The following is a 25776-nucleotide window of genomic DNA, read 5'->3' as shown; positions in this document are numbered from 1 at the left end:
CACATATTGTGTCGTTAATGGGGGCGCGGCGAGCGGTCCGGCGCAATAGCGACACATTCGAGCGAGCTCATAAGTAATTCTTATTATCCAGATAAGAATTGTTGAAAAAATGATTGACACTGCCATTACCTACCTGTTAGAATTCACTCAAGGCCTTAATAACCGAGTAAACATGTAGGAATTATATTTTATCTAATTTGGGGTGGTTGTCGATGAAAAGAAAAACACGGGCAGTTCAATGGTTAACTCTTATCCTTGCATTCGCAGTTGTGATTACGGCTTGCTCTTCGAAAGAGAAAACAACGAGCGAGTCTGATACAGCAACGACGAAACAGGAAACAGCGACGGATACGAAAGCAACGGATACGAAGGCAACGGATACGAAGGCAACGGATACGGCGGAGAAGAAAGAGCCTCTTAAGCCAGTCGAGCTGCTGAACGTATCATATGATCCAACGCGTGAGCTGTACGAGGCTTACAACAAAGCGTTCGCCGCGCACTGGAAGCAAGAGACGGGCCAAGAAGTAACGATTAAGCAGTCTCATGGCGGATCGGGCAAACAAAGCCGCGCAGTAATCGACGGCATCAAAGCTGACGTCGTGACGCTTGCGCTCGGTTACGATATTGACGCAATTCAAGAGAAGGGGCTTATCAACGAGGGTTGGCAAAGCAAATTCGAACTCAACAGCTCCCCTTACACGTCGACAATCGTATTCCTCGTTCGTAAGGGCAATCCGAAAGGCATTAAAGATTGGAACGACCTCGTGAAGGACGGTGTGAAAGTCATTACGCCGAATCCTAAAACGTCCGGGGGCGCACGTTGGAACTACCTGGCGGCTTGGGGCTATGCACTGAAACAAAACAACAATGATGAAGCGAAAGCACAGGAATTCGTGAAGCAGTTGTTCAAAAACGTACCGGTACTCGACTCCGGTGCACGCGGCTCCACGACGACGTTCGTAGAGCGCGGCATCGGCGACGTATTGCTCGCTTGGGAGAACGAAGCGTTCCTGTCGATCAATGAGCTTGGTCCGGATAAATTCGAAATCGTCTATCCTTCGATCAGCATTTTGGCCGAACCTCCAGTTGCAGTCGTTGACAAAGTCGTTGACGATCGCGGTACGCGCGAAGTGTCGGAAGCTTACCTGAAATATTTGTACTCGGAAGAAGGCCAGCGCATCGCGGCTCAGAACTACTACCGTCCGACGCTGCAATCGGTTGCTGACGAGTTCAAGGATCAATTCAAATCGCTCGAACTGCTCACGATCGACAAGGATTTCGGCGGTTGGAAAGAAGCGCAGACGAAGCATTTTGCTGACGGCGGCATTTTCGATAAAATCTACGTTCCTGGTTCATAAAGGAAAGGAACTTCGCAAGGGAGCTGACTTCACATGAAAGGTTCCGCTAACCGAAGGGTGCTTCCGGGATACGGCTTATCCCTCGGCTACACGATATTCTACTTATGTGTGATCGTACTCATCCCGCTCGCCGGCATCTTTATCAAGACGGCCGGCATGGGATGGGCGGACTTCTGGCATACAATATGGAACGCTCGGGTTATCGCCGCCTACAAGGTTAGCTTCCTTACGGCACTGGCAGCAGCCGGCATCAATGCGGTGTTCGGCCTGCTCGTAGCGTGGGTGCTTGTACGGTATAAGTTCCCGGGTAAATCGTTCATCGACAGCCTTGTAGACTTGCCGTTTGCTCTGCCGACCGCAGTAGCCGGCGTCTCTCTCACGGCTCTCTATGCGCAGAACGGCTGGATCGGCTCCAAGCTGGAGCCGTTAGGGATCAAGGTGGCGTACACGCCGCTTGGCATTACGATCGCGCTGGTGTTTATCGGGCTGCCGTTCGTCGTACGGACGGTACAGCCGGTTCTGCAGGATCTCGAGAAGGATACGGAGGAAGCGGCTGTCATGCTCGGAGCCTACCGCTTTCGGACGTTCAGGAAAATCGTATTACCAGAAATCGCTCCCGCCCTATTGACGGGCTTCGCGCTCGCTTTCGCCCGGGGCATCGGCGAATACGGATCGGTCGTCTTCATATCCGGCAATATGCCGATGAAGACGGAGATCGCGCCGCTGCTTATTATGACGAAGCTGGAACAGTACGAATACGCAGGCGCTACGGCGATTGCACTCGTCATGCTCGTCATTTCATTCATCGCATTGCTCATCATTAATTTGCTGCAGGCGAGAATGAACAAACGGACGATATCGGCTTAACAAGCTGCGTAACCGAAGCAATCAACAGGAGGGATGCTGATGGCTGGAGCCGTCACGGCGCATCTGTCGGAGGAAGCCTCCGTCAGACCGCAACATATTAATGAATCCGTACTGGTTCGCATCGTGCTGATCACGATCGCGCTCGCATTTCTGACGCTGGTCGTTATTTTCCCGCTCTTGACCGTATTTATTGAAGGGTTGAAAAAAGGATGGGATGTTTATACGGCATCACTCCGGGATGCTGACGCGTTATCGGCGCTCAAGCTGACGCTAATCGTATCGCTCATCGCCGTTCCGCTTAATACATTCTTCGGCATCATGGCCGCATGGGCCATTACGAAGTTCAAATTCCGCGGACGGAACGTGCTGATTACGTTAATCGATCTGCCGTTCGCCGTCTCGCCAGTCATCTCGGGTCTCATCTTCGTGCTTATGTTCGGTGCACAAGGCTTCTACGGGCCTTGGCTGGATGACCACAACATTCAGATTATTTTTGCCCTTCCGGGCATCGTTCTGGCGACAGTATTCGTTACCTTCCCATTCGTGGCAAGAGAGCTCATCCCGCTTATGGAATCGCAAGGCGTTCAAGAGGAAGAAGCGGCGGTCGTTCTCGGAGCAAAGGGACTTAAGCTGTTCTGGCTTGTCACCTTGCCGAACATTAAGTGGGGATTACTGTACGGCATTATTTTGTGCAATGCGAGAGCGATGGGAGAGTTCGGTGCGGTGTCGGTCGTATCAGGCCACATACGCGGCGAGACGAACACGCTGCCGCTGCATATCGAGATATTGTATAACGAGTATCAGTTCTCCGCATCGTTCGCTGTTTCTTCATTACTCGTTCTGCTGGCGGTCTTAACGTTGGCAGTTAAAAAATTCGTTGAGTGGAGGGGATCGAAATGGCAAAGCAAGTAGAATTGAATGAATGGTGGCATGACCGTATCGCGGATCAATTGGAAGGTATGGAGTACGGTTCCGTCGTTATTACCGTTCATGACGGCCGTATCGTGCAAATTGACCGGACGGAGCGCAAACGGTTCGATCCTTCCGCAGGCGCAGTACCTGCAGCTAAACCGGAGACGGTAGCTGACAAAAGCGCAGCGGCTCCGATCAAATCAGCGGTCCGTCGGGGGAAAGTAGCGAACGGCTAGGTATTCAATCGTTAATGTAAAGCAGGAATAATGGCTACGCCGATCTCCGACGACTCGGATATCGGCGTATTTTTTTGTCCAGTCAGGACGTTAGCCATCACTCCAAACTGTGATATCAGTTCTATGATCCTATAGACGGCTGGTTGTGTGAGTGATAGTGTAAAATTGGTATTTATACCATATCATACTACTAGTAAGTTTAATATGCTACTCACTTGATATGGAGACGATTGATAATCTAATTGTAAAATTTGTTTAAATTTGGTTGATTTATATAATTTAAAATGCTACACTTTCGATGTATCTAACTGGTATCTTTGTTCTGAAATGGTATTCAATTGGATACATAATCATACTATTTTATGGAGGGAATTGATGATGAAAAAGCTAGTAGTACGTGCAGGGATGCTTGTAATGATTATGAGTGTAATTTTTGCTGGTTCTGCGTTTGCCGCATACGAATCGGAATCGAACGACTTCTACAACCAAGCTAATACCTTAAGCAACGTGCCATTCGGTCAAACAGGCGAAGCTATGTTCGGTACGTTTAGAGAAGGTGGAGATATCGATTGGTATTCTTTCAACACCCCTCAGAATGGTTTGCAACAAGTGCTTGTCGTACCTCCAAGCGGACAAACGGTTACTTATGCCATCTATGACGCGGCCCTTTATACCCCAGGTTCGTCGGTAGGGCATATCTTAAGTAAAGTTAACGTGTCAGGTTTCGATGTCAGCAACTTCTATGTTCAAGCAGGCCATAGTTACTATTTATTCATCTACGGCTCTTCAAGCGGTTCGAATCAATACATGATTTCACTTTCTTACCAAACCTAATTTTATAGACACTGCTCTGGGTGAACTTGGATCGGTGAGAGTTATACTGTTCTAATAGAAACTATTAAAAATCCGAAGGTGTCGCTCCTTCGGATTTTTATGTTGCCCGATGCTAACAATATTGGCAATCATGTTTGAAGGAGGTACTAGGTGGTGGAAGGGGATAAAGAGAACGAGAGTCAGCGGCTGTTCATTGCATTGCCGCTGCCAGAGCTGATTAAGGAAGAGATAGGTGAGCGGATGAAGGCGATGAGGCAGAAGTTGCCGTTTCAGCGGTGGGTTCATCCGTCTGATCTGCATATTACCGTGCAGTTTCTTGGGGATGTCCAGACGGAACGGATCACTGCGCTTCATGAAGCACTTCAACAGTCGATGTTGCCGCTGTCAGCATTCGAGGTTGAGATTCACGGGCTCGGTGTATTCGGCCGGTCGGACAAGCCATCCGTTCTGTGGGCAGGCATTGAGACAGATGCAGAGCTGCTCGCCGCACTTCACCGCTCCGTCATCGAATCAACGCAGCCGCTTGGCTTTGAACCGGAGACACGCCCGTACAGACCGCACTTGACGCTTGCAAGGCGGTATGAAGGAAGCGATGCGGCAAGCGAGTTGAAAGAGGCAGTTGCATGCATGACGGGGAATGAGTGGAGCTGGATGGCGGATCATATCATGTTGTACAAAAGTAAGTTTGGCTCGCAGCCGATGTATGAAGCAATTGGACGATATTGCATGAAAGATTAGTTAATTTGTGGGTTTATTTACTTATTTAGAGATGTTGTTTGTGGGAGGATGGACCGTGTCCGTCCTCTAATTTTTTCAGGCCTATGTCCCTATTGGGAAGGATATAATTACATGATAGTATTTTACTGGGAATTCTGGCCAGAGATCCTAATATGATTCAGCTTATACGGAGGGCTTAATGAAGTTTAAAAAATGGATTTTATCTGTCGCTGTTGTTGCTTCCGTCTTTGGGGCGTCACAGTCTGCCTTTGCTATATCCGGTCTTGCGGACGATTATGCTAGTGCGGTGCCTTTTGCTTTAAATCACGAACTTGTCACGTTTATAGCTAAATCAGATTCGGATTGGTACACTTATCAGAACAATACCTCGAGCACGCAGTTTGTTGTGTTAAGTGCCCTTGCGTACCAATACAACCCTTCACTGAACGTGGATCTTGAAGTATATTTGAAATCGCCGAATAACTCCGGTCTTGTCTATCTTGGCACAGCAGCGGACTCAGGTCCGGGATTAGCAGATGTTTATACGCGTAACCTGCTACCAGGCGAGACCATCGTATGGGTTGTTAATGGCCATAACCCTGAGAGCGATATTGGCATTTATAGAACATCAGTGGTTGGCGTATAATCATTAAACGGGCTAAGAATAAAATTGGTTGCAACAGGAAAAAGGCTCCGTGCCGGCTTATCGCCGACCGGAGCCTTCATTCATTTACAACGATTAGGATTGAACGAACTTGATAATGACCATTGCCGCAAATACGATGGTCATGAATCCGAGCATGCCGCCGAATCCGAACATAACGTCGCGCATGTCGTCACGCGGTTCTTCGTTAACGTGAGCGCGTGGATCTTCTACCGAGTATTGAGCGTTGTTCATAACTACCATATCCCCCTCGAACGTGACCATTTTACCTCTTTGTAGTATAACCAACTGCGTAAACAATTGTAAAGTGAATTCCGGACAATCATTCCGCCTTCTGTATGCTACAATAGACAGGATGGCGATTATCGCCCGAATTCATGCATATTCATCATTTTTAAGCTAAGGTTGGAGGGACATCGATGGAACGGCGTGGACAGACGGGGGAACGGGATGCGGCGATGGAGCTGATCCGGGGCAAGCTGGCGCTGCTGCCAGACTCGCCGGGCTGCTATTTAATGAAGAACGGCGAAGGCACGATCATCTACGTCGGCAAGGCGAAGGTGCTCAAAAACCGCGTCAGGTCCTACTTCAACGGTTCGCATAATGGCAAAACGCAGCGTCTCGTATCCGAGATCCGCGATCTGGAATATATCGTAACGGGCAGCAACATGGAGGCGCTTATTCTCGAGTGCAACCTGATCAAGCAGTATCACCCCCGTTATAACGTACTGCTCAAAGACGACAAGACGTTTCCTTATATCAAAATAACGAATGAGCGCCATCCGAAGCTGGAGGTTACCAGGCGGGTGCTGAAGGATAAGGCAAAATATTTTGGCCCTTATCCGAACGCTTACGCTGCTCAACAGACGAAGAAGCTGCTTGACCGGCTTTATCCGCTGCGCAAATGCAATACATTGCCCGACAAGGTATGTCTCTATTATCATATCGGCCAGTGCATCGCGCCTTGCGAATTTCCAGTCGAGCAGTCGGAGTACGACCGGATGGTGCAAGAAATTACGAAGTTTCTGAACGGCGGCCAAGACGAGGTGAAGGCGGAGCTTCAACGTAAAATGGAAGAAGCAGCCGAGTCGCTTGAATTCGAACGGGCCAAAGAATTCCGCGATCAGATCGTCGCCATCGATGCCGTTGTCGAGAAGCAGAAGATTACGCTGTCCGACGCCGTCGACCGCGATGTGTTCGGCTACGCCGTCGATAAGGGCTGGATGTGCGTGCAAATCTTGTACATGCGGTCGGGCAAAATGGTCGAGCGCCGCTCGTCGTCATTCCCGTACTACGGCGATGAATATGACGACTTCGTTACATTCGTGGCACAGTATTACAGCGATAATCCGGCGCTTCCGCGCGAAATTTTGCTGCCGGAGCCCCCGGAGGAGCAATCGGAGACGGCGGCGGTTTCGGAGGGAGCAACGGAAGAGGCCGGCATTGGCACTGACGATGCTGGTGAAGCTTCGACGGAAGCGGAATCTAACGAGGCCGATGATGACGCACCTGCTGGTTCGCGTGCGGAAGAGTTGCGGGAGTCGCTGCATAAGTGGCTGAAAGTCAAAGTGTTCGTGCCGAGGCGGGCACGCAAGCGCGAGGTTGTCGCGATGGCGTGCAGCAATGCGAAGGTGGCGCTGGACGAGAAGTTCCGCCTGATCGAACGGGATGAGGAACGGAGTGTGAAGGCGACCGAGTCGCTGGCGCAATGGCTCGGACTTGATTCGCTGCACCGGATCGAAGCGTTCGATAACTCGAACATTCAAGGGACGAATCCTGTCTCGGCGATGGTCGTCTTCACCGACGGCAAGCCGGACAAGAAAGAGTACCGCAAGTATAAGGTGAAGACGGTCGTCGGCGCTGATGATTACGAGACGATGCGTGAGGTTGTCCGGAGGCGGTACGAGCGCGTCCTGAAGGAAGATCTTGTGCAGCCCGACCTGATCGTCGTCGACGGAGGCAAAGGCCAGATCGCAGTGGCGCTCGATGTGTTGCGCAACGAGCTTGGGCTGGCCATTCCGGTATGCGGCCTTGTGAAGGACGCGAAGCATAAGACGGCGCAGCTCATGACGGGCGATCCGCCGATGGTTGTGCCGCTGCCGCGCGACAGCCAGGAATTTTATCTGCTGCAGCGCATACAGGACGAGGTGCACCGGTTCGCGATTACGTTCCACCGCGAGCAGCGGGGCAAGTCGATGGTCGCTTCGCGTCTCGATGCGATCCCAGGCATTGGCGAGAAGCGGCGCAAGACGCTGCTGAAGCATTTTGGCTCCTTGAAGAAAATTCGCGAAGCCTCGATCGAGGACTTCAAACCATTATCGATCGGGGAGAAGCTGGCTCAGCAAATCTTAACCGCTCTGCGTGAAGAAGAAGCGGAAGCACCGCCGGAAATAGATGAGGAAAACTCTGCGTTCGTGCAGGAGTAGAAAGATGACATGACAGAAACACCCGATCCGCGTTAGGATCGGGTGTTTTTTGTTTGTCGTCTGCCCCACAGACGGATAGAATTTAATCAATCCTCAAGTTACCGGTTCAGCCGCCCGGCGGCGGTTCGCGAACGAGCGCATCAGCCACGCCAAGCCTACAGGCAGCACGATGTAGACCAGAGCTGCGAGCAGGTTAACCGGAGTGCCGAGCTGGAGCAGACTGAACGACATGAGTATCGTATCCAGCATGGCGTGCGTGAACACGGCGGTTATGAAGCCATAGCGAACGAACAGCACGCAGAACAACAGTCCGACGATCGTCAGCTCCACAAGCCGGCTGTAGAATGGATAGACGGGATACGATACATGCCCCAGCGCCCATATGATGGTCGGCACGAGATAAGCGAGCCATTGTTTTCTCAGCAGCTTCTTGAATATGGCGATACCGAACAGCCGGTACATCGCTTCCTCCGATATGGCGGCGCACCAAGCGAGCAGCGGATATAAGAGCGGAAGCGCGAGATTATACGGCGAGCTTTCAACGCTTGTCGTCGACCAGGAATGGATCGACCGGTCAAGCCCGAATAGCAGCACCGATTGCGTGCCCAGCATGACGAAAGCAAGCGGATAAGACAACTTCATTGCCCGCCATACATGATCTCCGTAGCCGGTCTCTCCATATCGCGCCCATAACCGCTGGCCGCTGTTTCTCCATATTCCGTCGCCGCCCACTAGGCAGAAATAGATGCCGATCCCCATCAATACAGTAAAAATATTTGAGACGACAATACCGGCCGTAGTAAGCGTCTCGACATCCGGCCGGGCGCCGTACGAAGCGCGGATGCCGTCTGCCATATTGAAGTTGTTCACAATATAGAAGGCAAGGAACAGTGCCGTCAGCAGCAGTCCGCGCAGCAGCGAGGTCGAACGGCGCTGCCGGATGGCCATGACAATTGCGGTGATGAAGAGAAGCACGTTCATCAGCATGCTTCCATACAGCGATAAGGCGGCTGCCGTATTTTTCTGCTTCTGAATATAGGCGGCGTAATGGTCCGGCACCGCGAAGGCTGCACGGTATTGGAGCGCCTTTAGTTGACCCGAAGCGGGCAGAGGATCGACTGTTACTCGAATGGTCAACTGGGCGTCCCCAACGGTATAGCCTTGAGGCCGGAAGACGACTTGATTGCCGTCTACTTGCCCGCCTTGGAGCTCGGACAGACGGAATCCGCCTAACTGGACCGCTGTGTTGCGGGCAAGCTGGAGTCTGGACCAATCGGAATAGTAAGGCGTTTTCTTCTTCGCGTCCGTCTTGGCGGGAAACAGCCGCCAGCCGACAATTTTGCCTGTCTCAATATGAAGGTAGACGAACAAAGTGCCGGACGGCGTTCTTACTTCGGTCTCCATCGTATCGGTCGGAAATCGGCTGTCATAGGTTTGATCGAAATGCGCCAGCTTTTCGTTCTTAGCCAAGTAGCCGTACAGCAGGCTGTCGGATTGATGAACCGGGTGCGGAGCTTCCCCGGCAGTTGTACCGCCGAACTGCTGCTTTGCGAAGTGAGCCGCTTTGGCAGAAGCATCGTCATGTGAAATGACGCGGGGCATTGCGGAAGTTTCCGAGTTTTCTTGATCAGGCGGAGAAATGAAGCCAGGCAATATTTGGACAGCTAGAAACAAGAATAATCCCAACAAACCAAGAAAAAGTAATGAGCGCGGTATACGCTGCGGCAGCTGCGGAGTATGGGTCATCGGTTACCTCCAATCGTCGAGCGGGTGAACGGCAGGCTCGTTCCTTTACGATAGCATATGTGGGCTTGGCTCCGTCAATGTCTGGATCGTTATGCCTTTACCATGATTCAAGATGTAATCCCGCCGTTCGAATGTTAAGACAAATATAGAGAATGCTCGAAAGAGCGTAAAATAACGATCAGCATCCAGCTAATGATCAAGTTGTCCGAAGGATTCGGTTTTTTTCGGTGAAAACCGTCTCAATCGGTTGTAAATCCTAGTTGGTATTGATCTCCATTTCGCTATATAATCGTTTACGTTGCTAATAAAAACCGAATATTCTACAGCCGAATTTCCAAAGGAAAACGGGGGAACCATATTGTTGCCGTCTTGATAAGAACGGTGACTTGGGGTGAGTTCAGTACACGCGTGCGGCACCAGCCATCGCATACTGATAGGGCGATCTATCCAGGCCCGAATCCGACAGCTAACCTCGTAGGCTGCATGGACAGAACTCATCGCGAGAGACGGCATTGGGTTTCCAATGCCTTTTTTTTTTATGCGCGAAAGATGCTGAACGCTTGCTGTCCATGAGGATGAAGAGAGGATCAGGAAATGGAGAAAGAGAAGAAACGCAAGCTGTTCAATTGGTCGCCTCCACGTATACTGGTGACCGGATTCGCGCTTATTATTTTGCTCGGGGGATTGCTGTTGTCGCTGCCGATCTCGAATACAGACGGGCATTACTTGCGCTATCTCGATGCGGTCTTTACGGCGACATCGGGTACATGCGTAACCGGATTGGTCGTTGTGGATACGGGGAGGCAGTTCACGACGTTCGGCCAGATCGTGCTCATATCGCTCATCCAAATCGGGGGCCTTGGCTTTATGACGATGGCGACGCTGTTCGCGCTTGTGCTGCGCAAGCGGATTTCGCTGAAGGAAAGGCTTATTCTGCAAGAAGCGATGAACCAGTCGAGCATGGAAGGCATCGTCCGGCTTATTCGGAAAGTAATTGTCTATTCACTTGCCATTGAGGCTACAGGCGCCGTATTGTTCACCACGCGGTTCGCGTTTGATATGCCATTCGGCAAGGCAGTATACTTCGGCATCTGGCACGCAATCTCCATGTTCAACAATGCGGGCTTTGACTTGTTCGGCGGATACCGCAGCTTGACGATGTACGTCGGCGATCCGATCGTCAACATTACCGCAATGGGGCTTATTATTCTCGGCGGACTAGGCTTCATTGTCATGTCGGACTTGATTGATTTCCGTAGAAATAAAAAGCTGTCGCTCCATTCGAAAGTTGTATTGTCTATGACCAGCGCGCTGCTTGTGATCGGCACGATCGTCATTTTTATATTCGAGTTTTCGAACAGCAAGACGCTAGGCTCGCTTGATTGGAACGCGAAAATATGGGCGGCCATGTTCCAGTCTGTTACTCCGCGTACGGCAGGCGCCAATACAATCGATATCGGCGTGATGCGGCAGGCTACCATTTTCTTCATGGTTATTCTTATGTTTATCGGCGCATCGCCAGGCTCGACGGGCGGCGGCATTAAGACGACGACGTTCACGACGCTGATCGGAGCCGTCATTGCGATGATTCGGGGCAAAGAGGATATTGTCCTGTTCAAGTTCCGTCTTGCCCGCGAACGGATCTTTAAAGCGCTGACTATTACGATGATCTCGCTCTTGCTTGTCATTACGGTGACGATGCTGCTGTCCGCCACGGAGGACCGTGAGTTTCTGCGGCTGCTGTTCGAGGCGACTTCGGCGTTCGGCACGGTCGGGTTGTCCACCGGCATTACGCCTACGCTTTCTGATTTTGGCAAAATTATTTTAAGCCTAACGATGTTCGCCGGCCGGCTCGGCCCGCTGACGCTTGCTTATGCGCTCGGTCCGCGTACGGAGAAAGAGCTGTACCGTCATCCGGAAGGCAAAATCATTATCGGTTAACCATAGGATACGGCTCGGGGTATCCGCTATATAGAGATTAGGGGAGAAAATACAATGAAACAATTCGTCATTATCGGTCTCGGCCGGTTCGGTTCAAGTCTAGGCCAAGAGCTCGTTCAGCTCGGTTATGAAGTGCTCGGCATCGATAAGAATGAAGAGACGGTGGATGACATGAGCCGAATTCTGACGCATGTCGTCACGGCTGATGCGACCGATGAAGAAACGCTGCGTGCGCTTGGCGTGCGCAATTTCGACTGCGGTATTGTCGCAATCGGCGACGATATTCAAGCAAGCATTCTTGCGACAATTCAATTGAAAGACATTGGAGTGAAGACGGTCGTGGCGAAAGCGCTGAGCGAGCTGCATGGCCGGGTGCTCGAGAAGCTTGGCGTCGACCGGGTCATCTATCCGGAGCGGGATATGGGCATTCGTGTCGCGCATCAGCTCGTCTCGCCGAACTTGCTTGATTATATCGAGCTGTCGAAGGAATATACGATCGCAGAGCTGGCTGTGCCGGATTGCTTGAACGGCAAATCGCTGCACGATCTTAATACACGTGCGCGGTTCGGCTGCAGCATTGTGGCGATCAACAAGCCGCGGGGCGGCGTTATTATCGCGCCGACGGCGGACGAGGTGCTTGCTGGGCGGGACGTTATGGTTGTGATCGGCACGAACAAACAGATCGAGCAATTCGAGGAAGCGATCGTTCGATAAGCTTTTTCGATAAGAAAGCGACGGTAGCGTACTTATGGAGACGGAAACAAGTGCTCTTATTCATCACATATTAATGATATTTCTGATTGTTGCCGCGGCTGGGGTCGTCGGCGGAAGGCTGGCGGCGGTGCTCCGGCTGCCGGACGTCGTACTGTTCATCGCACTGGGCATGGTTCTTGGACAAGGCTTGCACTTAGTCGACGAGCCGGCAAGTTCGCTATTGAACCAGCTGATACTAACGGCCGGCTCTACGCTTATCCTGTTCGACGGAGGAAGGAACATCCGGCTCGAAGGATTGAAGAAGGTCGGCTGGACAGTAGGATTGCTTAGCGTACCCGGCGTACTTATTACGGTGGCGGTGACAGGTACAGTCATCCATTATCTGTTTGATATTGAATGGCTCACCTCGTTGCTGGCCGGTGCGGTCATTGCTTCAACCGATCCGGCTTCGATTATTCCTGTCTTCCGGCAAGTGACCATTCGGAAGAAAGTACGGGAGACGGTCGAGAGCGAATCGGCGTTCAATGATGCGACGGGTTCTATTATTACTTTTGCTTTGCTCGCCGCTGTGACGGGCGAATCCTCGCTGGAAGCTGGAACGCTGACAATGGAGTTCTTGAAGACGGCGCTTGGCGGGATCGCAATCGGAATTGTGCTGGGCGCAGCTATCCTGTACATCGTTGCCCATACTCGAATCGGAATCTTCGGAGAGCATGCGACGATTGCGATGATCGGAGCTGCGCTGGGCAGCTATCTGATCGGCGACCTGCTGCATGTGAGCGGCTTTATGGCGGCGTTCGTCGCCGGCTTAATCTGGGGCAATCCGGATACATTCGGAATGCAGCTGGACAAGAAGCAGCAGGAGCTGACGCATGTGTCGGATAACATAACGGTCATCATGCGAATGCTGATCTTTGTGCTGCTAGGCAGTCAAGTCGACTTCGCACTGCTGGCGGAGTACGGTTGGCAAAGCTTAATCGCCGTCGCCGCGCTCATGTTCGTCGCACGGCCATTAACCGTATATTTGTGTGCCGTTCCGGACCGCAAGGCGAGATGGACGGGCAAAGAGCTGTTATTTATGGTGTGGGTGCGGGAAACTGGTGTCATACCGGCTGCATTGTCCGGCATGCTGGTCGGTCTCGGCATCCCGCATGCTTCCGTGATTGCCTCGATTACTTTCATGGCGATCGTGCTGACGATTATGCTGCAAGCCAGCACGACAGGCTGGCTTGCGCGCAGGCTCGGCATCGACCGGGAGCAAGAATAAGAGGTGTAGAACTGACAAGCCCCGCTGCTGGAAGCGAGGCTTGTTTTATTAATAGGAGCGGAAGGTGCAATAAGAGTCTCTGGAGGACGCTTAAAGGCGGTGTGATCGACTGAATTGACAATTAGATGTCTCCAGAAGGCGCTTAAATGTGCACCAACCGGTTGGATGAGGAGCGGAAGGTGCATAAGAGTCTCTGGAGGACACGGAAAAGCCGTGTGAACGGTTGAATCGACAATTAGACGTCTCCAGAGGACGCTTAAATGTGCAGATACGCATGGAGTTAGCTGCGCTGTATCATAATAGAAAGTGACAACGATACATAGGTCGCGGCTGCTGACGGAGCAGCCGCGACTTGTCGTATATTTTGCGCCATAGGAGGGAACTCTCGTATGTTAGGGCATTGGCCGAGGATAGGAGGCTGCCAGACTGTCGACCCACAGCTTGACGGCCGGACTTAAGCCTGACGGCATCGCATAGATGAGGGAGGTCGTCCGCTTCGTCTCCTCCAGTTCCCGGAGCGGTGAGACGATTAGTTCGTTGTCGTCCAGCATCTGCTGTCTTACATAAGAGCGCGGGAGCAGGGTTGCCGCCCGGCTTGTCGACAGAATCCGAACGATCGCTTCGAACGAGTCGATCTCCATCCGGACATCGGGCTCCAGCTCGTACTTGCTGAATATCTCGTCTGTAAGCGTTCGGTACCAGGTGCCCTTCGTGAACAGGATGACCGGCAAGCCGTTCAGTTCGTCGATCGTCATCGGCCCTCGGTCAGTCAGAAACTGGTTGCGGGGCATAACAAGCACGAGATGGTCATCGAACAGCGGAACGCAGTGCAGCTGTGCATCCTGGATGCGGGAAGCGACGATGCCGAAGTCGACCTTGCGTTCGCGGACGAGCGATACGATTTCGTGCGTCTTGCCGGTTACGGCCTTGATGTCGAGATCGGGATGGCTTTCGTTCAGTGACTTAATGAAATCGGGCAGCGTCGTCTGAAGCGTCGTTAGGCTCGCGCCTATCGTCACCTCGGTCGGTCCATCCGAACGGAAGCCAGATATGGTGTGCAAATAACGTTGATGGAGCGTGCGCAGTTCGAGTGCATATTCGTAGGTCAGTTGGCCGACGCGCGTCAGCTCGAGCCGCTTGCCGATACGCCGAAAAAGTTCGATTCCAAGTTCTTCCTCGAGCTTCGCAATCCGCCTGGATAACGCCGGTTGGGAAAGGTTGAGCTGCGCCGACGCTTTATTCATGCTTGATTGCTCCACGACAACGGCGAATGCCAGCATATCTTCGAGCATCTATGGAACCCTCCACAATAGTTGGTCAGAAGCCTTATGCAAATAAGTTATAAGAAATTATCAACAATAAGCAATTCCATTATAAGCGGAAAAGGAGTAGGATGGAAGATGTGGCGAAGCTGTGTCGACATTTGTTGACGCTGTACGGGGTCAGGAGTACAATGGAGAATGTTTTGTTGTACGAAATGGAAGGTGCTTCTTTACAAGGAAGCCGTACCGCAATTAAACGGGCAAGACAGGAAAGGAGAACGCACAATTTATGAAAGCTAACTCGTACCATTGGCGGAAGCTTCACTCCCTGCTCGGGGTTATTCCGCTCGGCTTGTTCATCATTGAGCATGCCATCACGAACTATTCTGCGTATGAATCGGGACCGCAAGGGTTCAACGACAGCGTTAAGTTTCTGAACGATCTGCCGCTCGTCTACTTCTTGGAAATCTTCGGCATATTCTTGCCGCTGCTGTTCCACGGTGTATATGGTCTGTACATGGCATATCAATCGAACTTTAACACGAGCCGTTTCAGCTACGGCCGCAACTGGGCGTTCGTTGCGCAACGCGTAACGGGTGTCATCACGTTCATTTTCATTTTCTGGCATCTGTACGAGACGCGCTTTCAAGTCGCGATGGGCAATCTGACGCATGAGGAACTCGGTGCGCACATGCACGACATCTTCACTCATCCGGTTAGCCTTGTATTGTACGTCATCGGCGTACTGTCTGCAGTGTTCCACTTCAGCAACGGCTTCTGGGCATTCCTGATCAGCTGGGGCATTACGGTAGGTCCTCGCGCGCAGCGTGTATCGGCTGCGATCTGCATGGGCTTGTTCGTCATTATTTCGGTCCTCTTCATGTTGTCGATCGTCGCATTCACGGGCGATGACTTCAAAGAAGCGGCATCCGCCGCAGCGTCGGCGATTTCGATCGGCTAGAACTGACCTGTAACAGACCCTCGAAAGGAGAGCATTCGATATGGCTAAAAATAAAGTAATCGTCGTTGGCGGCGGCCTCGCCGGCCTGATGGCGACGATTAAAGCAGCGGAGGCCGGCGTTCACGTCGACCTGTTCTCGCTCGTGCCTGTAAAGCGTTCCCACTCCGTATGCGCGCAAGGCGGCATCAACGGTGCGGTTAATACAAAAGGCGAAGGCGACTCCCCATGGGAGCACTTCGATGATACGGTATACGGCGGCGACTTCCTCGCGAATCAACCGCCAGTTAAAGCGATGTGCGACGCAGCGCCTGGCATCATTCACTTGATGGACCGGATGGGCGTTATGTTCAGCCGCACGCCGGAAGGCTTGCTTGACTTCCGCCGTTTCGGCGGTACGCAATACCACCGTACGGCATTCGCTGGCGCAACGACGGGCCAACAGCTGCTTTATGCACTGGACGAGCAAGTACGCCGCTGGGAAACAGCTGGCCTTGTTACGAAGTTCGAGCACTGGGAGTTCCTCGGTGCGGTATTGGACGACGACGGCCATTGCCGCGGCGTGTCGGCGCAGGATCTGCGTACGATGGAAGTTCACACGATGCGTGCAGACGCCGTTATTCTTGCAACGGGCGGCCCTGGCATCATTTTCGGCAAAACGACGAACTCGGTCATCAACACCGGTACGGCTGCAAGTGCAGTGTACCAGCAAGGCGTTCACTACGCGAACGGCGAGATGATCCAAATTCACCCAACGGCTATTCCGGGCGACGACAAAAACCGCCTCATGTCCGAATCGGCTCGCGGCGAAGGCGGACGTATCTGGACGTACAAAGACGGCAAGCCTTGGTACTTCCTTGAGGAGAAATATCCGGCATACGGCAACCTCGTACCGCGTGATATTGCAACTCGTGAAATTTTCAGCGTCTGCGTCGACCAGAAGCTCGGCATCAACGGCGAGAACATGGTATACCTCGACCTGTCGCACAAGGATCCGAAGGAGCTTGACGTTAAGCTCGGCGGCATCATCGAAATTTACGAGAAGTTTGTCGGCGACGACCCGCGCAAGCTTCCGATGAAAATTTTCCCAGCGGTACACTACTCAATGGGCGGCATGTGGGTTGACTACAACCAAATGACGAACGTTCCGGGTCTGTTCGCTTGCGGCGAATGCGAATACCAATATCATGGCGCGAACCGTCTCGGTGCGAACTCGCTCCTGTCCGCTATCTACGGCGGTATGGTGACGGGACCGAAAGCGGTCGAGTATATCAAAGGCCTGAAGAAATCGGCTGAAGATATCGCTTCGTCCGTATTCGAGCGTGAAGTGAAACGCCACACGGCGACGTACGAAAGCATCCTGAAGATGAACGGTACGGAGAATGCTTACGTGCTTCATAAAGAGCTCGGCGAGTGGATGACGAACAACATGACAGTCGTTCGTTACAATGACCGTCTGCAGCAGACGATCGACAAGATCAAAGAGCTGAAACAACGCTACAACAACATCAACATTAACGATACGGCCCGCTGGAACAACGCTGGCGTTGCGTTCACGCGCCAATTGTGGAATATGTTCGAGCTCGCGGAAGCGATGACGCTGGGCGCATTGCTGCGTGACGAAAGCCGCGGCGCGCACTACAAACCGGAATTCCCGGACCGCAACGACGACGACTTCTTGAAAACGACGATTGCGAAATGGACGAAAGACGGCCCGCAAATTTCGTACGACGCTGTCGACACGTCGCTGATCGCGCCGCGTAAACGCGACTACTCGAGCAATAAGTAATAACCTTTAGGAGGGAAACGACGATGGCGGAAACGACAGCAGCAGCCAAAACGGTGAAGCTGATAATCTCCCGTCAGGACGGCCCGGATGCGGCGCCGTACACGGAAGAATTCGAAGTACCTTACCGTAACAATATGAACGTTATTAGCGCATTGATGGAAATTCAGCGCAACCCGACCAAATCGGACGGCGGCAGCACGGCTCCAGTATGTTGGGAATCCAACTGTCTGGAGGAAGTGTGCGGAGCCTGCTCGATGGTTATTAACGGCAAGCCGCGCCAAGCGTGCAGCGCGCTGATCGACAAGCTCGAGCAGCCGATTCGCCTTGAGCCGATGCGCACGTTCCCGGTTGTACGTGACCTTGTCATTAACCGTGAGCGCATGTTCAACGCACTGAAACGCGTTAAAGCTTGGATCCCGATCGACGGCACGTACGATCTCGGTCCTGGTCCGCGTATGGCAGAGACGAAGCGTCAATGGGCATATGAGCTGTCCAAATGCATGACGTGCGGCGTATGCCTCGAGTCGTGCCCGAACGTGAACGACCGGAGCAGCTTCATCGGCCCGGCTGCGATCTCGCAGGCGCGTCTGTTCAACACGCACCCAACGGGCGAAATGCACAAGGAAGAGCGTCTCGACGCACTGATGGAAGACGGCGGCATCGAAGGCTGCGGCAACTCGCAGAACTGCGTGCGCGCATGCCCGAAAGGCATTCCGCTCACGACGTCGATCGCGGCGATCAATAAGGATACGACTAAGCATCTCTTCAAGAAATGGCTCGGCATGTAGATTGAAATTCTATATGTTGGAGCTTGAAAAGACTGTCCCTGGCTCATGCCGGGGACAGTTTTTTTTATTGGAGCAAAGGCCGACTCCCGCTGCGGAACAGAACATTCTTACGATCGCTGTTGTCTTCGGATTGTTCTGAACGTGTAATACCGCATAGCGGTTACAATCCGAGGACAAAGGCGACCGCTTCGCTTCTCCAGAATTGTTCTGCCCCTCCGCTCTCCTGGCCCTTATGCAAACCAAGTAAACCAAGCCGTCTCCGCACCATCTCATGCCTCGCTGGTGGGGGGATGGCCTCGTTTCACTTACGTGAACTCGGCTAATGAATGTCAACTCCCGCTGTAGATAAGAACCAATACTGAGAATGTTGAGATGAACCGACTCCCGCTGCGGGACAGAACATTCTTACGATCGCTGTTGATTTCGGATTCTTCTGATCATATAAGATCATGAATAGGTAAGAATCCGAAATCAAAGGCGACCGCTTCGCTTCTCCAGAATTGTTCTGCCCCTCCGCTCTCCTGGCCCCTTATGCAAATCAGGTAACCAAACCATCTCCGCACCATCTCATGCCTCGCTGGTGGAGGGGGATGCCTCGTTCCACTCACGTGTACTCGGCTAATGCTAATGAAGAAGTTAGTTTGAGTGCAAAGTCAATTGTTTGACTGTTGCTTTGATAAAGTTACTTTCATTCATGCTTTTCATTGCACTTCATGCAATGAAAAGAGCGCAATTCTGCTAGTTGAGTGAGGTTGGTTGTAGTTTGTGCAATGGGATTAGGTGAAGACTGCGCTGTTAAAAAGCAATTATGGCCGTGAAGGAGTTTTTTCGATGTATGAAGTGCAATGAACAGAAGGTGTGGGGGACAAGTGACGAATCTCGTTGTACAAAATACAACGAAGAGATGTGAGCTGAATACAACAAAGAGATGTGAGCTGAATACAACGAAGAGACGAGTGCCGAATACCGGAGAGGCAAGCGGCGAACTTTATTTCCCGGGAAAAGAGGAGGAGAAGACCAGTGCAGCGGTGTGGGGGAGAAGGCGGTCTTGGCTTTACGCTCATTGTTGAGATATGGTAACCTCATAGTAGGTGGATGTTGGCGCTGAAGCGTGTGGAGGTTGAGATCGGATGATCAATTATGAGTCGGTGAGAACCTATTGTTTAAGCAAGCGGGGAGCGAAGGAGACGTATCCGTTCGGGCCGGATCCGTTCGTGGCGAAGGTATGCGGCAAAATGTTCGCGCTGCTGTCCGAGGGCAGCGTAGCGCTCAAATGCGATCCGGAGATTGCGCTGAATCTACGGGAACAGAATCCGGCGGTGAAGCCGGGGTACCATCTGAACAAGAAACATTGGAACACGGTGTCGTTCATTCCCGGGTTAACGGAGGATGAACTGAACGATATGATCGACCATTCGTACGATCTGATCGTCAAGAGCTTGACGAAGGCCCAAAGAGAAGAGCTTAACGCATCATTGGTACAGCCATAACGAGGCATCTCGCGTCCGGCAGGGGGCATGCGGTTGTTACCGAGCCGAGTGTGCGGATGGATGGAGATCTAATGGTCCCGCAGCGGGAATTGGCCTTGTCAGTCGAGAACACGTATGAAAGCAAGGGGGATTAAAACACATGGCGAACAAACAACATAAAGGACGGCAGCAACAAGCTGCAGCCCAGTCACAGTCGGATAAGCCGGCTACGCTGAAAGATTTGCTCGGTGCGGACGTGCTGCAGAAGCTGAAGCAGCAGCAGGAGCAAATGAAAGCGGAGGAGGAGAAACGCCAAGAAGAGCAGCGCATCCGGGTGGAGACAGAACGGAAGGCGGAACAGAAACGGCGGGACAACGACTTCGAATACTTGCTGAACAACAGCAGCATGGATTGGCGAAAGCATAAATAAACGCGAATCGCGCACATCATATAGCAGAGCTAACTCAAAAAGCCTGCAGCCGAAGCATGATCATTCATGCTTCGGCTGCAGGCTTATTATATTTAGGGATGTTCGTGTGCGAACAAGACTACATCCATCTTTCTCCCCAATTTTGAATAGACAGGATGACGGGCTCGAGATCGCGGCCCTTATCCGTCAGCTCATATTCGATTCGAACCGGCATTTCCGGATACACGTTGCGCTTCACGATTGCGATGGCTTCAAGCTCCTTCATGCGGTCGGTCAGCATCTTATCGCTCATGTCTGGAATCTGTTCCTTCATTTCTTTGAATCGTTTCGGTCCGCCCAGCAGCACCCGAATGATCAGGCCTGTCCATTTCTTGCCGAGCAGTTCGGCGGCGGATTCATATTTCGGGCACATCTTTGAGTAATCCAACCGTATCACCCCTTCTCTGACGTCTATTGTAACATATGTACTAAGGAAAGGTAAGTGATACAGGGTGATCGGACTAAAAAACTTTATTATGTTTATATACTTGACTAAAGTAAGTAACTTATATTATTATTCAATCAACAACAAAACAAAACGTTCCGCAGCAGTCGGAACAAGAGGAGAGGTTAATATGTTAGATACGGGGCTTCTTATTATTCGGGTAATTATTGGTCTGTTATTTGTCGGTCATGGAGCGCAGAAGCTGTTCGGATGGTTCGGGGGATACGGGTTGAAAGGAACGGGCGGATGGCTGGAATCGATTGGACTGAAACCAGGCGTCATGATGGCGTTCGCTGCCGGAGCAGGAGAGTTAATTGGCGGATTGTTGTTCGGCTTCGGTCTGGTGACTTGGCTCGGCGCGGCGTTCATTATCGTAACGATGCTGATGGCAGCTGCGAAGGTTCATTTCAAAAACGGGCTGTGGGTGACGCAGAATGGGTATGAATATAATCTAGTGCTCATTGCGGTTGCGCTCGGTATTGCCTTGACTGGTGCTGGCGAGTATTCGATTGACGCACTGTTAAAATAAGGGCATAAGCGGTTTTCGCCGCTGCCGTCACTTCACGGCATAACGACTTAGACAAAGGGGAGCAGCAAACATGATACAAGTCTATAATGCCGATCAACGTTACCAAGCAAGCCACGGCTGGCTGCACACTGCTTTCAGTTTCTCGTTCGCTGATTATTACGATCCGAACAATTTGCAGTTCGGTCCGATGCGGGTTCTGAATGACGACTATATTGAGGGAGGCAACGGCTTCGGTATGCATCCTCACCGCGAGATGGAGATTGTCACTCTCGTGTTAAGCGGTAAGCTGGAGCATCGGGACAGCCTCGGCAATCAAGCGGTTACGACATGGGGCGGTATTCAACGCATGTCAGCGGGGAGCGGGGTGTTTCATTCCGAAATGAATCCTTCTTCTGACGAGCCGGTTTCGCTGCTGCAAATGTGGTTCTTGCCTCAGACGCCCGGGCTTGACCCTTCTTACGAGACATCGTCCTTTCCTGTCGACGACCTAAGAGGAAAACTCGTACCAGTCGTCAGCGGCGATGCAGCCTTGCAAAAGTCAGGTGCTGTCGCGCAGATTCATCAAGATATGACGATGTACTTGACGGAATTGTCGTCCGATGAGACGCTGACCTTCCGGCAAGCGGATGGACGCCGAGTATTTCTGTTCGTGCTGGAAGGAAGCGTCGGCGTTCGAGCGGGAGAGCAAGACGTACGGCTCGGCCGCAGAGATTCGGCGCGGGTGGAAGGAAGCTCTGAGCTATTGCTGTCGGGGCATGGCGAAAGCCGGTTGCTTGTGATCGACTTGCCTTAAAGCCTATGCTGAGTTCTGGGAAAAGTCATTCCCAGGGCTCGGCTATTTGGCTTATTTCGGCGAATTACGGTATAATTGCACGCGAACCTATACGAATCTAGGCAAATCGTAGGTTGGTTCGATATAGCAATTGCAGTATAATAGGCTCATCGGCATTGACGGCGTCAGTCGGTCATTCGGCGACAACATGGCAGGATAGAGAGGTAATCTTTACGGAAAAGACAGGAGAAGACTGGGGATTTTTTGAACGGCGAACGAACAGTGAGCATTTGCGGCTGCTTGTCAATTCCGGATATAAATCTGATTATCCGATCGAATCATTCGACGAGCTGCTGTCGGTTACGGTGAACGTCTACCGTCTGTCACACAGCGGCAAACGAAGAGCCGATGCAGTGCTTGAGCTTGAAGGCTGGGCAACCCGCCTGGAACAGGCGATGTCCGGGGCTGGTGAGCATTATTATGTAGGCCGGCTGCATACGGAATCGAAGCTGGAGTTCTACTATTATGTGCGAAGCGATTACGACGACCGCCTGCTGAAGACGCTTATCCAGCAGAATAAGGAAATTCGCGCGCAGCTGTACCGAAAGCCGGATTCGAATTGGGAATTTTATAAATATATGCTGCCCGACGACAGGGAACAGCTTCTCATTCATAATGCGCAGATGGTTTATGCACTTGCCCACCACGGTGATCGGATCAACCGTCAGCGAACGGTATATCATTGGCTGTTGTTCCGCCACAACGATGACCGAATCGGAATGAAGCAGACGCTTGAGAGGCTCGGCTATCGGATCGAAGAGGGGAAAAGCGGCGATCCGGAACCGGATTATCCGTATCCGCTCGTCATTAGCAGACAAGACGATGTGAAGCTCGATACGCTCAACCGGCGGGTCGATGAACTGTACCGTCTGCTTAACGGCAAGGAAGGCAAATATGACGGATGGGGCTCCGCTATGCAGCTGTCTTTTTCGGCACGGTTTAAGGCGTTCATGCGCCGAATAATGGGCAATTCCATGAATGGCAAACGAAGCGACTCTTGGAAGCCATAATAAACGGTTCTTCTGCTCAAGGGGCAGAGGGACCGTTTTTTTGTCGGAAAAATAGTGCTTCCCTCTTGAAAGAGGGATCGAGTCGAAAGGGCTTCCGTCATATATCGTTGGCCCTCCATTCTACATAGACTGACGAACTTAGCGGAAGATAGATAGGAGAAAGGTTTTACTTTCCCTGTTCTTCCAGTTAATAGATAAATAGTCTGAATTTTAAAAGTTTTGACTTTGGTATATAATGTGTCGGAGGCAATCAGGTATTGCCGGAATAGCAAGCAGAACTTTGGCGAGATGGGGGGGATTGATATCTAATTTTGGAGAGGCGGTCAGCCTGGCTGCTAAATTTATCATAGATTAGGGGAGGTAAATCGTGAGGCGGATATTGAGAGTAGAGAACGATTCTGTGCGCCGGGAGGCATCTGGTTTATCATGGAGGTGGTTCCCGCTCCTATTAATCGCAAGCTTGATCGTGATGATAACTCCGGTAACGGCCGGCTCCTACAACGGCCTATCCGAAGAAGATCACTATTATACGCTTATAAAGAAGAATGACATCCCGTATGATCGATTTGTAGCGAAGGTGAAGCAGGAAGGGTTCCAGGTTGTGTACGAGGTCAGGGAGCTTGGATTGATTCAAGTCAAAGGGAAGGCGGGCTATTCCGGCCGGTTAGCGGCTGACAGCCAGGTCGAGAGCTTCAACCGATCCGTCCGGGCGCTGGAGCCGGCGCAAGACGAGCGAACCGTTTCATTGGCTACGCTGCCCTATCTGTGGGATCTGCAGTGGGATATGCAGCAGTCGACCCGTAATGGGTCAAGCTACAATGTCTACGAGGGTTCCTCAAAGGTAATAGTCGGCATAATCGATTCCGGCCTTTATCCTCATCCGGATCTGGCCGCCAATATTAAGCCGGGTTCCCGCAATCTCGTCCCGGCAGGGGGGTTCCGTGGCGGCGAGCCGCAGGAGAGCGGGAATGTGAACCAAACGAACGATCTGACCGGCCATGGCACGTTCGTCGCCGGGCAAGTGGCGGCGGACGGCATGATCAAAGGAATTGCGCCGCATATCGGAATACGGTCCTACCGTGTATTCGGCAGCGGATCAGCGGAGACGATCTGGGTCATTAAAGCGATCGTAGAGGCCGCCAAGGACGACGTAGATGTTATTAATCTCAGTCTTGGAAGCTATTTGATTAAAGGGCTTACGTTCTCATCGGAAGGGAAAAGCAACGAGGAACTTGTCGAGATTGAGGGATACAAGCGGGCTATCGAGTATGCTCGCGACAGAGGCTCGGTTGTCGTAGCGGCCGTCGGCAACGACGGCGTCAACGAGAAGGACCGTAAGCAGTTCGAGCAATTTATGCGGGCGAAGATGGCCGAGGACGGCGTTACGTTCAAAGGTAAAGTATTCGATGTGCCGGCTTCGCTGCCGAACGTTGTAACGGTTGCATCCGTAGGACCAACGAATGAATTGTCGTTGTTCTCGAATTATGGCAGAGGATTGGTCGACATTAGTGCTCCGGGAGGAGACTACCGGTATTATGAGCAGTATGGAATAGACCGGTGGTTAGCGGAAGGCTGGTATGAAAAGGAACAGGTCATCAGCACGGTCGTCGGCGGAGGGTACGGCTTTATGGCCGGCACTTCAGTTGCGACACCGAAAGTATCGGCAGCCCTTGGGTTAATCATCGGCAAATATGGATTAAAGAATAAGCCGGCGCAGGCGGAACGGCATTTGTATAAATACGGTGTCGACAGCAGTGGCAAAGACTCGTCGTTTTATGGAAGCGGCATCTTAAACGTATACAAGGCAGTTACCCGATAAGAGGGAAGTATATAAGGACAGAGGTGGAGCTTGTGCTGGCACACCATTACAGTTCAATGATCATTATGCAGCAAGGAACGCTGCTCTTCGGATTGAAGTTTCTGATCGAGCAGTTTCATTTCATCGATAAAGTGATGACGAGCAACTGTATTGAGCGTGAGATGCTCGTGAAGTCCCGTCCGAACATCCTTCTAGTCGAAAGCGCGCTTATAAACCAATCGCTCGATCTCGTTCGCGAGCTGAAGCGGAATAAGATCATCAATCATATTATCGCGTTATATGAGCGGGAGGATGAATTGATGGTGGAAGATTTCTGGAGCTCGGGAATTGTCAGCTACCTTCCCGCTTATTCCACCCAGCGGCAGCTCATGGTCGCAATGGAGGGAGAGCTATGCGGCTTCTCCATCCTCCCTACGCGTATGGCGGAGCTGGTCGAGCTGCGCAATGCGTCTTCGGATGTGCAACCGAATCTGACGCATTCGGAGCGTACCGTGATGGAGCAGGTGGCGGGCGGCAGCACGAATAAGGAAATTGCCAAGAGCATGCACCTTAGCGTGCGGACAATCGAGACGTATTTGAGCAAAATTTACCGCAAGCTGGGCGTAAGAAACCGGGTAGAAGCGGTGGCGAAATATTGGCAGACTCCTGTGTGATCCAAGCCTGCGGGGAGCGTTTCCGATCGGAAGCGCTCCCCGCAGGCTTTTATTCATTCGATCTTCCGCAG

25 protein-coding genes and 1 riboswitch are annotated in these 25776 nt (G+C 52.0%); of the genes, 21 read left to right on the top strand and 4 right to left on the bottom strand.

All coding sequences use genetic code 11. The features are described 5' to 3' along the window. Positions 1–212: 212 nt before the first annotated feature. The 7 genes from PKO01S_RS15705 to PKO01S_RS15675 all read left to right on the top strand — a co-directional run bounded on the left by PKO01S_RS15705 (position 213) and on the right by PKO01S_RS15675 (position 5570). Positions 213–1358: a sulfate ABC transporter substrate-binding protein gene (locus tag PKO01S_RS15705; RefSeq protein ID WP_246070591.1), complete on the top strand. Its 1146-nt coding sequence runs from the start codon at positions 213–215 to the stop codon at positions 1356–1358. 33 nt (positions 1359–1391) lie between these two features. Further along, complete coding sequence (cysT, locus tag PKO01S_RS15700) at positions 1392–2225, top strand: sulfate ABC transporter permease subunit CysT (protein WP_127532389.1); 834 nt, start codon at positions 1392–1394, stop codon at positions 2223–2225. 39 nt (positions 2226–2264) lie between these two features. Further along, positions 2265–3137, top strand: coding sequence for a sulfate ABC transporter permease subunit CysW (cysW, locus tag PKO01S_RS15695; protein WP_127532388.1), 873 nt, complete (start codon positions 2265–2267; stop codon positions 3135–3137). Continuing rightward, positions 3122–3373: a YezD family protein gene (locus PKO01S_RS15690; protein ID WP_127532387.1), complete on the top strand. Its 252-nt coding sequence runs from the start codon at positions 3122–3124 to the stop codon at positions 3371–3373. Before cysW ends, PKO01S_RS15690 begins: the two co-directional genes overlap by 16 nt. A 375-nt stretch (positions 3374–3748) precedes the next feature. Continuing rightward, the gene (locus PKO01S_RS15685; RefSeq protein ID WP_127532386.1) at positions 3749–4207 is read left to right on the top strand and encodes a hypothetical protein; all 459 of its coding nucleotides are present in this window, start codon (positions 3749–3751) and stop codon (positions 4205–4207) included. 153 nt (positions 4208–4360) lie between these two features. Beyond that, positions 4361–4945: an RNA 2',3'-cyclic phosphodiesterase gene (gene thpR / locus PKO01S_RS15680; RefSeq protein WP_164779630.1), complete on the top strand. Its 585-nt coding sequence runs from the start codon at positions 4361–4363 to the stop codon at positions 4943–4945. 178 nt (positions 4946–5123) lie between these two features. Continuing rightward, a complete protein-coding gene (locus PKO01S_RS15675) occupies positions 5124–5570 on the top strand; it encodes a hypothetical protein (protein ID WP_127532384.1) in 447 nt (148 codons plus the stop codon). A gap of 93 nt (positions 5571–5663) precedes the next feature. On the opposite strand, the gene PKO01S_RS15670 is transcribed toward PKO01S_RS15675, so the two are convergent. Beyond that, a complete protein-coding gene (locus PKO01S_RS15670) occupies positions 5664–5822 on the bottom strand; it encodes a YqzM family protein (protein WP_127532383.1) in 159 nt (52 codons plus the stop codon). 185 nt (positions 5823–6007) lie between these two features. Here PKO01S_RS15670 and uvrC point away from each other — a divergent pair, with 185 nt between their 5' ends. Then, entirely contained in the window at positions 6008–8014 is a 2007-nt protein-coding gene (gene uvrC / locus PKO01S_RS15665) for an excinuclease ABC subunit UvrC (protein ID WP_127532382.1), read from the top strand. Positions 8015–8107: 93 nt separating this feature from the next. Here the strand turns inward: uvrC and PKO01S_RS15660 are convergent, their stop codons facing one another. Then, a complete protein-coding gene (locus tag PKO01S_RS15660; RefSeq protein WP_127532381.1) occupies positions 8108–9760 on the bottom strand; it encodes a CPBP family intramembrane glutamic endopeptidase in 1653 nt (550 codons plus the stop codon). A 314-nt stretch (positions 9761–10074) separates the two neighbouring features. Then, positions 10075–10256: riboswitch (cyclic di-AMP (ydaO/yuaA leader) on the top strand. Between the two features lie 98 nt (positions 10257–10354). Here PKO01S_RS15660 and PKO01S_RS15655 point away from each other — a divergent pair. Genes PKO01S_RS15655 through PKO01S_RS15645 form a run of 3 tightly spaced genes read left to right on the top strand, consistent with a single transcriptional unit; the run spans position 10355 to position 13682 of the window. Then, positions 10355–11701, top strand: a complete 1347-nt coding sequence (locus PKO01S_RS15655) for a TrkH family potassium uptake protein (RefSeq protein ID WP_127532380.1) — start codon at positions 10355–10357, stop codon at positions 11699–11701. A gap of 54 nt (positions 11702–11755) precedes the next feature. Next, on the top strand, positions 11756–12415 hold the full coding sequence (locus PKO01S_RS15650; RefSeq protein WP_127532379.1) for a potassium channel family protein: 660 nt from the start codon (positions 11756–11758) through the stop codon (positions 12413–12415). A 34-nt stretch (positions 12416–12449) separates the two neighbouring features. Next, on the top strand, positions 12450–13682 hold the full coding sequence (locus PKO01S_RS15645; protein ID WP_127532378.1) for a cation:proton antiporter: 1233 nt from the start codon (positions 12450–12452) through the stop codon (positions 13680–13682). A 392-nt stretch (positions 13683–14074) separates the two neighbouring features. Here the strand turns inward: PKO01S_RS15645 and PKO01S_RS15640 are convergent, their stop codons facing one another. Then, positions 14075–14974, bottom strand: coding sequence for a LysR family transcriptional regulator (locus PKO01S_RS15640; protein WP_127532377.1), 900 nt, complete (start codon positions 14972–14974; stop codon positions 14075–14077). Between the two features lie 259 nt (positions 14975–15233). Between PKO01S_RS15640 and PKO01S_RS15635 the strand changes: the two genes are divergently transcribed. The 5 genes from PKO01S_RS15635 to PKO01S_RS15615 all read left to right on the top strand — a co-directional run bounded on the left by PKO01S_RS15635 (position 15234) and on the right by PKO01S_RS15615 (position 20378). Further along, positions 15234–15905 (top strand): succinate dehydrogenase cytochrome b558 subunit, encoded by a 672-nt coding sequence (locus PKO01S_RS15635; protein ID WP_127532376.1) that lies wholly within the window; start codon positions 15234–15236, stop codon positions 15903–15905. A gap of 40 nt (positions 15906–15945) precedes the next feature. Then, positions 15946–17691 (top strand): succinate dehydrogenase flavoprotein subunit, encoded by a 1746-nt coding sequence (gene sdhA / locus PKO01S_RS15630; RefSeq protein ID WP_127532375.1) that lies wholly within the window; start codon positions 15946–15948, stop codon positions 17689–17691. A 23-nt stretch (positions 17692–17714) separates the two neighbouring features. Then, the gene (gene sdhB / locus PKO01S_RS15625; protein ID WP_127532374.1) at positions 17715–18479 is read left to right on the top strand and encodes a succinate dehydrogenase iron-sulfur subunit; all 765 of its coding nucleotides are present in this window, start codon (positions 17715–17717) and stop codon (positions 18477–18479) included. A gap of 1130 nt (positions 18480–19609) precedes the next feature. Beyond that, the gene (locus tag PKO01S_RS15620; RefSeq protein ID WP_127532373.1) at positions 19610–19969 is read left to right on the top strand and encodes an MmcQ/YjbR family DNA-binding protein; all 360 of its coding nucleotides are present in this window, start codon (positions 19610–19612) and stop codon (positions 19967–19969) included. Positions 19970–20108: 139 nt separating this feature from the next. Next, complete coding sequence (locus tag PKO01S_RS15615) at positions 20109–20378, top strand: YqkE family protein (RefSeq protein WP_127532372.1); 270 nt, start codon at positions 20109–20111, stop codon at positions 20376–20378. Between the two features lie 118 nt (positions 20379–20496). On the opposite strand, the gene PKO01S_RS15610 is transcribed toward PKO01S_RS15615, so the two are convergent. Next, positions 20497–20805, bottom strand: coding sequence for a winged helix-turn-helix transcriptional regulator (locus PKO01S_RS15610; RefSeq protein ID WP_127532371.1), 309 nt, complete (start codon positions 20803–20805; stop codon positions 20497–20499). A 187-nt stretch (positions 20806–20992) separates the two neighbouring features. Between PKO01S_RS15610 and PKO01S_RS15605 the strand changes: the two genes are divergently transcribed. From PKO01S_RS15605 to PKO01S_RS15585, 5 genes are all read left to right on the top strand, one after another. Next, entirely contained in the window at positions 20993–21391 is a 399-nt protein-coding gene (locus tag PKO01S_RS15605; protein WP_127532370.1) for a DoxX family protein, read from the top strand. 70 nt (positions 21392–21461) lie between these two features. Continuing rightward, positions 21462–22184, top strand: coding sequence for a pirin family protein (locus PKO01S_RS15600; protein WP_127532369.1), 723 nt, complete (start codon positions 21462–21464; stop codon positions 22182–22184). Between the two features lie 155 nt (positions 22185–22339). Continuing rightward, positions 22340–23233, top strand: a complete 894-nt coding sequence (locus PKO01S_RS15595; RefSeq protein WP_164779629.1) for a DUF695 domain-containing protein — start codon at positions 22340–22342, stop codon at positions 23231–23233. 367 nt (positions 23234–23600) lie between these two features. Next, positions 23601–25052: a S8 family peptidase gene (locus tag PKO01S_RS15590; protein ID WP_246070590.1), complete on the top strand. Its 1452-nt coding sequence runs from the start codon at positions 23601–23603 to the stop codon at positions 25050–25052. A gap of 32 nt (positions 25053–25084) precedes the next feature. Further along, a complete protein-coding gene (locus PKO01S_RS15585; RefSeq protein ID WP_127532367.1) occupies positions 25085–25705 on the top strand; it encodes a response regulator transcription factor in 621 nt (206 codons plus the stop codon). Positions 25706–25776 lie beyond the last annotated feature (71 nt).

It is taken from the genome of Paenibacillus kobensis NBRC 15729 (assembly GCF_004000825.1).
In the GTDB taxonomy this organism is placed as follows: Bacteria; Bacillota; Bacilli; order Paenibacillales; family Paenibacillaceae; genus Paenibacillus_T; species Paenibacillus_T kobensis.
Note: the sequence above shows the minus strand (reverse complement) of the source record. Positions and strands in the feature narration are given on the sequence as shown.

Coding starts and splice junctions, on each gene's coding strand:
- PKO01S_RS15705 (WP_246070591.1), top strand. CDS start 213: ATGAAAAGAAAAACACGGGCAGTTCAATGGTTAACTCTTATCCTTGCA.
- cysT (WP_127532389.1), top strand. CDS start 1,392: ATGAAAGGTTCCGCTAACCGAAGGGTGCTTCCGGGATACGGCTTATCC.
- cysW (WP_127532388.1), top strand. CDS start 2,265: ATGGCTGGAGCCGTCACGGCGCATCTGTCGGAGGAAGCCTCCGTCAGA.
- PKO01S_RS15690 (WP_127532387.1), top strand. CDS start 3,122: ATGGCAAAGCAAGTAGAATTGAATGAATGGTGGCATGACCGTATCGCG.
- PKO01S_RS15685 (WP_127532386.1), top strand. CDS start 3,749: ATGATGAAAAAGCTAGTAGTACGTGCAGGGATGCTTGTAATGATTATG.
- PKO01S_RS15675 (WP_127532384.1), top strand. CDS start 5,124: ATGAAGTTTAAAAAATGGATTTTATCTGTCGCTGTTGTTGCTTCCGTC.
- PKO01S_RS15670 (WP_127532383.1), bottom strand. CDS start 5,822: ATGAACAACGCTCAATACTCGGTAGAAGATCCACGCGCTCACGTTAAC.
- uvrC (WP_127532382.1), top strand. CDS start 6,008: ATGGAACGGCGTGGACAGACGGGGGAACGGGATGCGGCGATGGAGCTG.
- PKO01S_RS15660 (WP_127532381.1), bottom strand. CDS start 9,760: ATGACCCATACTCCGCAGCTGCCGCAGCGTATACCGCGCTCATTACTT.
- PKO01S_RS15655 (WP_127532380.1), top strand. CDS start 10,355: ATGGAGAAAGAGAAGAAACGCAAGCTGTTCAATTGGTCGCCTCCACGT.
- PKO01S_RS15650 (WP_127532379.1), top strand. CDS start 11,756: ATGAAACAATTCGTCATTATCGGTCTCGGCCGGTTCGGTTCAAGTCTA.
- PKO01S_RS15645 (WP_127532378.1), top strand. CDS start 12,450: ATGGAGACGGAAACAAGTGCTCTTATTCATCACATATTAATGATATTT.
- PKO01S_RS15640 (WP_127532377.1), bottom strand. CDS start 14,974: ATGCTCGAAGATATGCTGGCATTCGCCGTTGTCGTGGAGCAATCAAGC.
- PKO01S_RS15635 (WP_127532376.1), top strand. CDS start 15,234: ATGAAAGCTAACTCGTACCATTGGCGGAAGCTTCACTCCCTGCTCGGG.
- sdhA (WP_127532375.1), top strand. CDS start 15,946: ATGGCTAAAAATAAAGTAATCGTCGTTGGCGGCGGCCTCGCCGGCCTG.
- sdhB (WP_127532374.1), top strand. CDS start 17,715: ATGGCGGAAACGACAGCAGCAGCCAAAACGGTGAAGCTGATAATCTCC.
- PKO01S_RS15620 (WP_127532373.1), top strand. CDS start 19,610: ATGATCAATTATGAGTCGGTGAGAACCTATTGTTTAAGCAAGCGGGGA.
- PKO01S_RS15615 (WP_127532372.1), top strand. CDS start 20,109: ATGGCGAACAAACAACATAAAGGACGGCAGCAACAAGCTGCAGCCCAG.
- PKO01S_RS15605 (WP_127532370.1), top strand. CDS start 20,993: ATGTTAGATACGGGGCTTCTTATTATTCGGGTAATTATTGGTCTGTTA.
- PKO01S_RS15600 (WP_127532369.1), top strand. CDS start 21,462: ATGATACAAGTCTATAATGCCGATCAACGTTACCAAGCAAGCCACGGC.